The 12399-nt window shown below is 42.0% G+C and carries 10 protein-coding genes; 6 read left to right on the forward strand and 4 right to left on the reverse strand.

Annotated features, from left to right (window positions below; translation table 11 throughout):
* Positions 1-66 precede the first annotated feature (66 nt).
* Positions 67-615, reverse strand: a complete 549-nt coding sequence (locus RT422_RS10350) for a ferritin (protein WP_313016218.1) — start codon at positions 613-615, stop codon at positions 67-69.
* 319 nt (positions 616-934) lie between these two features.
* Positions 935-2221, reverse strand: coding sequence for an MFS transporter (locus tag RT422_RS10355; protein WP_313422185.1), 1287 nt, complete (start codon positions 2219-2221; stop codon positions 935-937).
* Positions 2222-2586: 365 nt separating this feature from the next.
* On the opposite strand from RT422_RS10355, the gene hisC reads away from it, so the two are divergent.
* Entirely contained in the window at positions 2587-3711 is a 1125-nt protein-coding gene (gene hisC / locus RT422_RS10360; RefSeq protein WP_313422187.1) for a histidinol-phosphate transaminase, read from the forward strand.
* 5 nt (positions 3712-3716) lie between these two features.
* Entirely contained in the window at positions 3717-3968 is a 252-nt protein-coding gene (locus tag RT422_RS10365) for a hypothetical protein (RefSeq protein WP_313422189.1), read from the forward strand.
* Positions 3969-3970: 2 nt separating this feature from the next.
* On the opposite strand, the gene RT422_RS10370 is transcribed toward RT422_RS10365, so the two are convergent.
* A complete protein-coding gene (locus RT422_RS10370; protein WP_313422191.1) occupies positions 3971-5452 on the reverse strand; it encodes an anthranilate synthase component I family protein in 1482 nt (493 codons plus the stop codon).
* Between the two features lie 106 nt (positions 5453-5558).
* Complete coding sequence (locus RT422_RS10375) at positions 5559-6785, reverse strand: beta-ketoacyl synthase N-terminal-like domain-containing protein (protein ID WP_313422193.1); 1227 nt, start codon at positions 6783-6785, stop codon at positions 5559-5561.
* A 314-nt stretch (positions 6786-7099) separates the two neighbouring features.
* On the opposite strand from RT422_RS10375, the gene RT422_RS10380 reads away from it, so the two are divergent.
* The 4 genes from RT422_RS10380 (at position 7100) to fusA (ending at position 12169) form a co-directional block, all read left to right on the forward strand.
* On the forward strand, positions 7100-8017 hold the full coding sequence (locus tag RT422_RS10380; protein ID WP_313422194.1) for an EcsC family protein: 918 nt from the start codon (positions 7100-7102) through the stop codon (positions 8015-8017).
* Positions 8018-8766: 749 nt separating this feature from the next.
* Complete coding sequence (gene rpsL, locus RT422_RS10385) at positions 8767-9141, forward strand: 30S ribosomal protein S12 (protein WP_007116468.1); 375 nt, start codon at positions 8767-8769, stop codon at positions 9139-9141.
* A gap of 133 nt (positions 9142-9274) precedes the next feature.
* A complete protein-coding gene (gene rpsG, locus RT422_RS10390; RefSeq protein ID WP_007116467.1) occupies positions 9275-9748 on the forward strand; it encodes a 30S ribosomal protein S7 in 474 nt (157 codons plus the stop codon).
* Positions 9749-10042: 294 nt separating this feature from the next.
* The gene (gene fusA, locus RT422_RS10395) at positions 10043-12169 is read left to right on the forward strand and encodes an elongation factor G (RefSeq protein WP_100270337.1); all 2127 of its coding nucleotides are present in this window, start codon (positions 10043-10045) and stop codon (positions 12167-12169) included.
* Positions 12170-12399 lie beyond the last annotated feature (230 nt).

Consider the following 12399-nt stretch of genomic DNA (forward strand, 5'->3'; position numbering starts at 1 on the left):
AAATAAAAAATAATGAAGTACAAAAAAAGCTGAGATTAATTCTCAGCTTTTTTTATGCAGGCAAAATTATTCAACCGATTTTTCCCGTGGCAAATCACCTTCTTGAGAAGCTGATGCCATGTCTTTATCCAATTCATAGAAGTTTTGGTTATCTGCCTTATCTTTTGATGCCAAGGCAAATTTATCACGTAGGTTATTGATTAACGCTTCTTCTTCAATTTGTTCTTTGACAAACCATTGTAAGAAATTAAACGTTGCCCAATCGCGCTCTGCCATGGCTTGGTCCACAAGTGCATAGATTTTTTTTGAATTTTCTAACTCATGTTGCCAAACGTCTTCGATACAGGTTTCAAGACTGACAGGGTTGTCACGCGGTGCGGGAATCGCTTCAATTTTAGCTTCGCCACCACGCTCATTGATATAGGCCAAAAATTTGAACATATGGTTACGTTCTTCAGCCGAATGCTTGTAGAAAAAATCTGCAATGCCTGGGTAATTGTTCACTTCTGCCCAGCTACCGAGCGCAATATACGCCTGCGCTTGCGTGGCTTCTTCCATCATTTGCTTGTTTAACGCTTGTTCCATTGTGTCTGAAATACGCTTATCGTTTGACATGTTATTTTCCTCTGATGATTTTTTTGTGGCTAATTTTATAAGATGGCTAATCTTGACTAGACAACGTTATCTTATGATTGGCTACCAAGATTGGCTATATAGTTGTTAAGGATAAAATAGAGCATTACCAACACTATTGCCGTTGTTTGCCGTTAATTGCATTGTCGTGAATTACGAGTTACATTGGTAATGACGCTCACAGTATAGATAAAAAGCGGGCAATAAACAGGATTTTTTACTCAATTTAGCTGAAAGATACACAAGCCTTTAACATAAAAATGCCGGGTAAAACGCGCAAGGTTACCCCAAATTTTCCTCGCTATTCAATCGCTTTGTTTTGCGTCGCCAACCAACTAAACACACAATTAAGTACCATTAAAATCGTTAAAAACCCCATCGATAGTGTCCAAGTATAACTCAAGTCTTTAAGCCACCCTGTCACAATCGGACCGGTTATCGCGATACTATAACCCACTGTTTGTGCCATCCCCGACAGTTCAGCGGCTTGTTGACTATCCTTTGATTTTAAGGTAAAAATCATCATACATAAGGTGAAAATCACCCCACATCCAAAGCCTGATGCAATACTCCAAACCCATACCCAGCCTTGCAGGGGCAAAAACCCAAAGCCAAACACACCCACCAAGTTTCCCACTGCGGCAAGCAACGCTAAAGTGCGTAAATTCCACTGGCTAGAAACCCATTTGGTCAACAGTAAAATCGAAGGAAAAGCGACCAATTGAAACACCATGCCCACGTTGCCTGCTTGCGCTTTGCTCAGCCCTTTATCAATGAGTAAGGACGGTAAAAAACTGGCAAGCGTATAATAAAGTAGTGATTGCAAACCCATAAACGCACTAATCCACCACGCCATCGGGATTTTCCAGACTGACTTTCGGCTTGGTTGTGCTGCTTCGGCAACCGCTTGGTTGATGATATTATCATCATGGGTGCTAATTTTTTGCCGTAACCGCAAATGGGCGACCATTAGCCAAGCTGCTACCGCTGCCACGGAGACCCAGCCCCATACCCCCAGTGCAAATTGCCAGTTGGACAAGCTGACAAGCCACATCGCAATGCCTGACGCAAAGCCGGCAAACACCGATAAAAACATCGAATAGCTTCCCATCACCAGCCCAATGTGATTGGGGGTGTATTTTTTGATGACGGCAGGGATTAACACATTGCCGAGTGAAATCGCCAACGATAGCAGCACCGTACCCGCTAGCAAAAATCCTAATTGCGGATGCGCCACCCGCACAAAAATACCGATAGCAAGCAAACTGGTTGCCAAAATCATGGTGTTTTCTAAGCCAATCCGCCGTGACAGCATAGGCGCAACAAACGAACTCGATGCAAATGCCATGACAGGAATCGTACCAATCAAACCAATGGTTTTGGTCGTTAACCCCAAATCTTGCTGAACCAGTTTTGCTACCGCACCAAACCCAATAATGGGCGCGCGCATATTGATAGCCAATAATAAAATGGCAATGACTACCGTGATAATTAATGCCTTGATCGGGGCAGTTGCTACCGACATCTGAGACGCGTTAGCAGCAGGGAGAATATTCGACTCGCTCGATTGCGACGCTGAGAATTTCATACATCTTCCAAAATTTTAACTAGGTAACTTATTATCAAGGATGATTTAATAAGCTTATTTTAATGGGCTTGTTTTAACGGGCTTGGTTTAACAGGCTTGAGTTAAAAGGTTATCTTTTAACATATTCGTCAAGCCAGCGCACGGTTTATTCACATAACGGCTAAAAATTCACTGTCTATCCGTCTTGCTCAACCGTTGAGCCCAAATTTTATGATATTAGTGGGCTGCGGTAGATAAATTTTTAACCAATTTATGCTACTATGTATTGTTTGTGCCAGCCTTTGGCGCATTGGTTTGGTAAATTGACTTAGCAAATTGACTGGCCACATTGATTTAACACATTGATTATCTTGTAAGGATTTGTCATGGTGGATACGCTTACTTCAAACGCAGATGCAACACCCGAAATTAACACTCGACTGTGGAGTACCTTGATTCGCAACCTAACGCCCTATACACCGGGTGAACAGCCCAAGCATGACAATCTGTGTAAGCTTAATACCAATGAAAACCCTTTTCCACCCTCCCCCAAAGTCGCTGAAGCCATCGCACAAGTTTTGCTCAATCAAGCCGATCATTTAAAGCGCTACCCCGCCCCAGAATCCGATGAACTCCGTGCGGTGATGGCACAAGTTTATCAGGTAGCCCCCAATCAAATTTTTGTCGGTAATGGTTCTGATGAAGTTTTGGCGCATATTTTTGCTTGTTTTTTTGTCAAAGACCGTTCGGTATTAACCCCTGATATTAGTTACAGTTTTTATCCTGTGTATGCCGATACTTTCCACGTGGATTTGGTGACCATTGCGCTCAAAGCCGATTTTAGCATTGATGTTGATGACTATCGCCGCCCGTGTAGTGGTATTATTATTGCCAATCCCAATGCACCAACTGGGGTGCTTTTGCCGCTGGCGGATATTGAAAAACTTCTACAAGAACATCGCAATGCGGTGATTGTGATTGATGAAGCGTATATCGATTTTGCAGACACACCCAATGCCTCTGCCGTCAGTTTGATTGATAAATATGATAACCTAGTGGTGACCCAAACCTTTTCAAAGTCTCGCTCGTTAGCAGGGCTGCGTGTCGGCATGGCGTTTGCCAATCACTCACTCATTGAAGCATTAAATCGCTATAAAAATAGTTTTAACAGCTATCCCCTAGATCGCCTTGCCCAAGCAGGTGCAGTTGCCAGCTTACAAGATAACGATTATTTTGTTGCCTGCAACCAAAAAGTCATCGCACTACGCCATGATGTCACGCAAGCTTTGACCCAATTAGGCTTTACTGTCTTGCCTTCACAAGCCAACTTTGTGTTTGCCAAACCACCTGCTTTAATGGGGGAAACCATACAGGTATTTGAAAAATTGCGGGCGCAAGGGGTGATTGTTCGTCATTTTAACAAACCAAAAATTAGCGATTATTTGCGTATCACCATCGGCACGGCAGAACAAAATCAGCGCTTACTAGATACCTTAACAAATTTGGTTTGACCGCTGTGAGTGACCCTAGCATTCAGTTTTTTATCAAATGCCAAAATATCGAAACAGGCGAGGTGGTGACTTATCGCTTTGCTCATCAAGCACAGTTATTGGCATTTAGCCAGCAGCTGGGTCGCAAAAAATTGGCGATTGTGGATACCCATATCGCCTTTTATGATATTGAGCTAGTGTTTAATCCATTTGAGGACGAAAGCGTGCCCATCAGTGCAGCTGAACTCAATACCGCACTTGATGGCAGGTTGTTGTAACTTTACTGGTGCAATATTTTTAGTAAATTTCCTACTTTATCAAAACATTCTTGGTATTCTGCCTCACAGTCTGACGCAATCGTGATGCCGCCGCCTGCCCACAGACTAACATTATTATCTAAAGCTTGTAGCGTACGAATCAGCACATTCCATTGCCCTGTGCCATCAAAATTGAGATACCCCATCGTACCACAGTAAGCCCCGCGCGGTTTGGCTTCCAATTCATTGATGATTTCTACTGCGCGCTTTTTGGGTGTACCGGTAATCGAGCCAGCAGGCAGACTTTCAAATAATACAGTCCAAGGGCTGATGTTATCTTTGAGCGTGGCGGTGATGGTACTCACCATATGGTGCACATTGCTAAAACTTTCGATATCAAACAGTTTTGGGACTTTTACCGTCCCAGTTTTGGCATATTTGCCCAAATCATTGCGCAGTAAATCGACAATCATGACATTTTCGGCGATGTCTTTTTCGCTGCTAGCAAGTTCATTTTTATTGGCTTGGTCAGCAGCTACGTTTTGTCCGCGTGGGCGCGTGCCTTTTATCGGTTTGGTAATGATGCAATTTTCGCCTTGCGCGTTTTTTGCAAAGGTAAAAAACAACTCTGGCGAGCAGCTTAGTAACTCGTAATTGCCGAGTGCTAGATATCCTGCAAACGGCGCCTGGGTGGACTGATGCAAGCTTGGCAAATAATCGACCAACTGCTGATTGGATAACTCACCTTGCCAGCACTGAGTAAGATTAATCTGGTAACAGTCCCCTGCTTTTAAATAGTCTTGGATTTTGTTAAAAGCTTGGTGGTACGCAGATTTTTGCCATAAAGGTGACAAGCTAAGCGGCTTTGGTGTAGGAAGGTTGGCGTCACTGACTAAATTATTCAGCCAGTTTTCGATGGTGACGGCTTGCGCCATGGCTTCCTCAGTGGTGGTATGTAAATGCCACTTCCCGTATTGATAGGTCAAATAAATATCATAATGTCCCAAAAATAGTTGCGGCTGATTGGGCGTTAAGTAACTGGCTTCCCCGTGAGTTGCACTTGCTTGCACATGGTTTGCATTTGCTAAATGATGCGCTGATAAATCGTAGCTAATAAACCCCATCAGGCCATCTTGGTAGCCCACATTAGCGGTATGTTGGATAGCAGACTGCTTAGATGATAGCTGCTGGTGTTGATAAGCCTCAAGCACAGCAGTTAATTCGCCAATATCAATACCCTTAGTTGCCCTATCAGTGGCAGTATCAGCACCAGTGTTAATCACAGTATCACAGTACCCAACATCATCGAATGAGCAATTTTGACGTTGCTTTTGGGTAAGCTGATTTTGAGAATGTATTTCAAAAATTGTTTTTGGCAATAAACCGATAACATTTTGACCCTCGTTATCGAGCCAAATCGGATAGATTGCATGATTATTGGTCGCATTAAACTGCTGTAACAGGGTGATGAGTTGAGAGGGCGCAAGATGTTGTAAACTTGGCATTGGGTACATGCTTTACCTTTATGATTATATGTAGCGTCAAAAAAGCGATGACAATCGGGTAACTGTCATCGCCTATTTTTAATCAATTATGACGGTCCATCAGTATTTATTCAACAAACTTTTTGATGATTAAACTGGCATTGGTACCACCAAAGCCAAAGCTATTGGTCATAATCGTATTAAGATTTGCATCCCGTTTCTCACGCACAATATCAAAATCTTTGGCTTTTTCATCCAAGTTTTCAATATTGATATTGGGCGCAATAAAGCCTTGATTGAGCATCAATAAACAATAAATTAATTCTTGCACCCCTACCGCGCCCAAACTATGACCTGTCATTGATTTGGTTGAGCTAATCGGGGGTACATCACCACCAAACACCTGGCGAATCGCTTCAAGCTCAGTAATATCCCCAATCGGCGTACTGGTACCATGGGTGTTGATATAGTCAACCGTGGTTAAGCCTGCTTGTTTAAGCGCTTGTTTCATACAGTTAATAGCACCTACGCCACTGGGTGCCACCATATCCGCACCATCAGAGCTTGCGCCATAACCGACAATTTCTGCTAATATTGTTGCGCCATGTTGTTTCGCAGAGTCTAGGCTCTCAACCACAACCATACCGCCACCGCCTGCAATCACAAAGCCGTCTCGATCTGCATCGTAAGGGCGACTGGCGAGTTGCGGCTTGTCATTATATTGTGTGCTCATCGCACCCATACCATCAAACATACAAGATTGTGTCCAGTCTTCTTGCTCGCCGCCCCCTGCAATCACAATGTCTTGCTTACCCAATTGAATCAGCTCCATGGCATGACCCACACAATGCGTTGAGGTCGCGCAAGCTGATGCAATAGAGTAGCTAACCCCGCCAATCTTTAACCCCGTTGCAACACTGGCTGATACCGTACTTGCCATGGTTTTTGGCACTGCCATCGCGCCGACACCGCGCAAGCCTTTTTCGCGCATTGCGTCGACCGCTGCCGCCACATCGGCACTCGATGCCCCACCTGAACCTGCTACCACGCCGATATTAGTGTTATGGGCAATATCTGCTAATGACAATCCTGCTTGCTCGATTGCTTGTAGCGCACTTAGATAGGCGTATAAACTGGCTTTTGACAAAAAGCGTTTAAGTTTGCGATCGATATTCGAGGTATCTAGGTTATCGTCATCAATACTACCTGAGACACAGGCTTTAAAGCCTTTTTCTTGATAAATTGGATTAAATACCAAGCCCGATTTGCCTTGCTGTAGCGACTCGCTGACTGTGGCTAAGTCATTACCAATACACGAGATAAGTCCTGCCCCTGTGATTACAACGCGCTGCATATACCATTCCTTTTGGTTTAATCAATTGATGATAAATATCACGCTATTGTACCCCTCTGGATTTCACCTGCCTAGTTTTTCCCCAAAAATGTTACAAAATATTTCTTACGCCACAGCTATTCATCACGTTTATAGTTAATTATCTTGTCTTTACCAAAATTCGATATATGCGAAACACTCAAACAAATCGACAAAAGCTATCATTGTGTAACGTCTCTTTACGCATTAAAGTTGAAAAGTGCGGTCACTTTCTTTACGCTGTTCAACTAAAGTATTATTTTCCAATAAAAAGCATAATATTAAGGATAACTCTCATGTCAACCTCTATTTCTATTAGCCGCCGTGTCTTTGAAGCCCTAGGTCAAAAATTAGCACAACTGAGCGCAAAAGACACAATACAAACCAAACCCCTAGCAGATATTGATTTTGATAGCCTTCAACGAGCCTTATCAAACGATAAAAATGCGTTTCATGAGCATATTCCCAAACTATCAAAAAAATTACTCGGTAAAACCCCATTTGGCAGCTATACCAAAATGGCGACCTCAATAATCCCCAAGGCAAGTTTTGATAAAGCCACGGATGCGGTTTTTTCCCAAGTCGGTAAACTGTCGCAAAATTGGGCAAATTTTGATTTGGCGCGTGATGCGCGTTTTAAAGACACTTTGGTTGCTAGTGAACGACAAGCCTTAGCTCGTAGTATTGGCGATCAAAACCGTGCTTTAGCTACCTTGGGTGGACTTAGTAATTTGGCAGGTTTACCCGGTATTTTGGTAGATACAATGTGGTTGTTGGCGGTGTGTTTACGGACGATTTTCCAAATCAGTGCAATTTATGACCGTCCGTTGACGGGACAACAAGGTATCGCCATCGCTTATGAAATTTTAGCTAAAGTGGATCTCAATAAATTGCAAGAAAAGCAAACTTTGCTCGCAGGCTTGGGTATATTTGAAGCGATGACCGACCAGTCGATTGAAGAATATAGAGCGGCAGTGCTTGCCGAAGAAGACAGCCAATCAGCGATGGGGATATTAACCAAACTAGAAGAAATATCGACACAGTTTAACATTAACATTGAGCAGTTTAATTTCGGTTTTTTACATAAAGTTATTCCACTCACTGCGGTTGGCTTGGGTACGGCTTACAACAATATTATTATCAATGAAGTGATTGAAATTGCGATGTCGGTATTCGCCCCCGCGCCGAAGTTGACGCATATGACTGAAGAATAATCTTGCGCTAATATAACCAGGTAAAAGCTAGCTGTCTGGCTTTTACCTTTTTTATTAGTTGTAGCGAGTGCTTATTAATTTAAGGCTAGTTACGATAAAGTTCGTTACTTTAAGTCATGTCACACAAACTTTTACACAACCCGTCAGCAACGTCACATTTTTAGTTATCAATATCAACGTTATTCACCAAATCTAAAAAGACCAACCCGCTTAAATTTGGCAAAATAGATTTAACAACGGATGACAAGCTTAATAACCACTAACAACCCCAATAAATAAAAGTAAAATGTCAGTACATCACGTTGTTAATTTAAAAAAATTATAAAAAAAATAAGAAATTTAAAATTACAATTACTTAAAACCACCATCATTAAATTGAATTTTTTGGAATCATTGAATAATAACAATAAATAATAACTTGAGCTAGAACCGATGCGTTGACTTTTAACCGATAAGTTTCTTAAGGTTTTCAAAGTTAGCGCATTGGTTCTTTTAGTTTTAGTCTTTTTTATTTTAGTCTATTGTGATGTAATTCACAGTGTGTTAGATACTCTGTGCTCGATAAGCACGATGTTTGATAATTTGCCTTTCCCCACTTTTTTCAAATTTTTCTAACAATCACCATTCGCATCTTCTAGGTGATTTTTTAGTTGATAAAACCAACAAAAATCTCTATAATACGCTGTCCTAAAAATAGCTTATTAGCGGTTTTTAGAGATTTTTTGACAACAAACGGGAGAGAGTGCCTTATGGCAACTACAAATCAATTAATTCGTAAAGGTCGCAATACCATTACTGAAAAATCAAAAGTGCCAGCATTAAAAGCTTGCCCACAACGCCGTGGCGTGTGTACCCGTGTATACACTACCACACCAAAAAAACCAAACTCAGCGATGCGTAAAGTATGCCGTGTACGTTTGACGTCAGGTTTTGAAGTATCAAGCTACATCGGTGGTGAAGGTCACAACCTACAAGAGCACAGTGTTGTACTTATCCGTGGTGGTCGTGTAAAAGACTTACCAGGTGTTCGTTACCATACCGTTCGTGGCGCACTTGACTGTGCAGGCGTAAAAGATCGTAAACAAGGCCGCTCAAAATACGGCGCAAAACGTCCTAAAGCATAATTTTAGCCGTTTTTTACCCCATTTTTTAACATTGTTTGCATAGTTGATTATAGTTTTGCAACACTATGCAGTAAGGCTGGTGAAAAGCAACCGCTTAGCTACCAGACTACCCTGAATACACAAGGAAATTATCATGCCTAGACGTCGTGTCATCGCTGCCCGTGAAATCCTACCAGATCCTAAATTTGGTAGCAAAACACTTGCTAAATTCATCAACCATGTAATGGTTGACGGTAAAAAATCAGTTGCAGAATCAATCGTATACGGTGCATTAGACCGTGTTGTAGAAAAAAACTCGGGCGTTGATCCTGTCCAGTTTTTTGAAGATACGTTAGAAAGAGTTCGCCCAATGGTGGAAGTAAAAGCTCGCCGTGTGGGTGGTGCTACCTACCAAGTTCCTATGGAAGTACGTCCCTCCCGTCGTACTGCATTAGCAATGCGTTGGTTAGTTGATGCGGCTGCAAAACGTTCTGAAAAATCTATGGCTTTACGTTTAGCAGGTGAATTGCTAGACGCAGCTGATGGCAAAGGTAATGCACTGAAAAAACGTGACGAAGTTCACCGTATGGCTGACGCAAACAAAGCGTTCTCACACTATCGTTTCTAATTGATACTGATTGCTATCACCTAGGTAGCAATTAGCTTATAATAAGATAGATGATATTGGGTGACTTGAAGTTTGCAAATTCAGCCCAATATTTCATATTGAAAAAGAAGCTTGTCATGCGTTTGTCATGGCAAGCTCTTATCATACAGCACTTATGTCAAGAGTAAGGCTTTCTTTTATCTAGTTGGTTGTCGATCTTTCAATCAAATGTTAAAACTAATTATTATTCATTTTAAGACATAACTGTTTATTGATAATGGAATAATTTTAATCTTTAGTCCTTAGGAATTAACTATGGCACGTACAACACCCTTAAATCGCTACCGTAATATCGGTATCTCTGCACATATTGATGCGGGTAAAACGACAACAACTGAACGTATTTTGTTTTATACAGGTAAAAACCATAAGCTAGGTGAAGTGCATGAAGGTGCTGCAACCATGGACTGGATGGAACAAGAGCAAGAGCGTGGTATTACTATTACCTCAGCGGCAACGACTTGTTTCTGGTCTGGTATGGGTCATCAATTCCCAGAGCATCGCATTAACATCATTGACACCCCCGGTCACGTTGACTTCACCATTGAAGTAGAACGTTCAATGCGTGTACTTGACGGTGCATGTATGGTTTACTGTGCGGTTGGTGGTGTACAGCCTCAGTCAGAAACAGTATGGCGTCAGGCAAACAAATATAAAGTACCACGTCTTGCGTTCGTAAACAAAATGGACCGCACAGGAGCAAACTTTTTCCGCGTTGTTGACCAAGTAAAACAACGTCTTGGGGGTAACCCAGTACCTGTGGTTGTGCCAATCGGTGCAGAAGATACCTTTGAAGGGGTTGTTGACCTTCTAGAGATGAAAGCCATCATTTGGGATGTCGCTTCTCAAGGTATGAAATTTGAATATGCAGAAATTCCTGCTAACTTGGTTGATACCGTCGATGAATGGCGCAGCAACATGGTTGAGGCAGCGGCTGAATCTTCAGAAGAGTTGATGGATAAATACCTAGAAGAAGGTGATTTATCACGTGAAGATATCGTAGCAGGCTTACGTGCACGTACCTTAGCGGGCGAAATTCAACCAATGCTTTGTGGTACTGCGTTTAAAAACAAAGGCGTACAACGTATGCTTGATGCGGTTATCGAATTCTTACCAGCACCAAATGACGTTGATGCGATCAAAGGTGTGTTAGATGACAAAGCTGAAACTGAAGCGACGCGTGAATCATCGGATGATGCACCATTTGCTGGTCTTGCGTTCAAAATCATGAATGACAAATACGTGGGTAACTTAACCTTCGTACGTGTTTATTCAGGTGTTGCTAAACAAGGTGACTCTGTTTATAACCCAGTGAAAATGAAACGTGAGCGTATTGGCCGTATCGTTGAGATGCACGCTAACTCACAAAAAGAAGTGGATGAAGTTCGCGCAGGTGACATCGTTGCATTTGTAGGTCTAAAAGATGTAACCACAGGTGATACCCTATGTGACGAAAACAATATCATTACCCTTGAGCGCATGGAATTCCCAGATCCTGTTATTTCATTGGCAGTGGAACCAAAAACCAAAGCTGACCAAGAAAAAATGTCAATCGCGCTTAATCGTTTGGCAAAAGAAGACCCGTCATTCCGTGTTCACACCGATGAAGAATCTGGTCAGACTATCATCAGCGGTATGGGTGAGCTTCACTTAGAAATTCTTGTTGACCGTATGAAACGTGAGTTTAGCGTTGAAGCTAACGTGGGTGCACCACAAGTAGCTTACCGTGAAACGATTCGTAACACTGTTGAACAAGAAGGCAAATTCGTACGCCAAACTGGTGGTCGTGGTAAATTCGGTCATGTATGGTTACGTCTTGAGCCACTTGATACGGCTGACGGCAAAGAATATGAATTTGCTGAAGAAGTTGTTGGTGGTGTGGTACCAAAAGAGTACTTTGGTGCGGTAGACAAAGGTATTCAAGAACGTATGAAAAATGGTGTTCTTGCAGGTTACCCAGTCGTTGGTATTAAAGCAACACTGTATGATGGTTCATACCATGACGTTGACTCAGATGAGTTGTCGTTCAAAATGGCAGGTTCTATGGCCTTCCGTAAAGGCTTTATGAATGCAAACCCTGTTCTACTTGAGCCCGTCATGAAAGTAGAAGTTGAAACACCGGAAGACTACATGGGTGATATCATGGGTGACTTAAACCGTCGCCGTGGTATGGTTCAAGGTATGGATGATATGTTTGGCGGCGTTAAACAAATCCGTGCTGAAGTACCACTAGCCGAGATGTTTGGTTATGCAACCCAATTACGTTCAATGTCTCAAGGTCGTGCAACCTACTCAATGGAGTTTGCAAAATACGCTGAGACACCACGTAACGTTGCTGATGAAATCATCAAAAAATTCACTCATAAAGATGATGACGAATAAGTTTGATGGGCAATTTGATTGTTAAAACCAGTCAAATTCTTCTATCCTATTCGACACTGAAAAAAATTATAAGTTAGCTAATTTGACCTGTTAAATTTAATGGGTCAAATTTTCATAACCTATAAGCGTTGATAATAAAGTAAATGACCTAAGACATTGGGTTAATATTAACAAAAGAGGATTAAATTATGGCAAAGGCCAAGTTTGAACGTACTAAACCACACGTTAAC

It is taken from the genome of Moraxella sp. CTOTU49803 (genome assembly GCF_032097965.1).
GTDB lineage: Bacteria > Pseudomonadota > Gammaproteobacteria > Pseudomonadales > Moraxellaceae > Faucicola > Faucicola tetraodonis.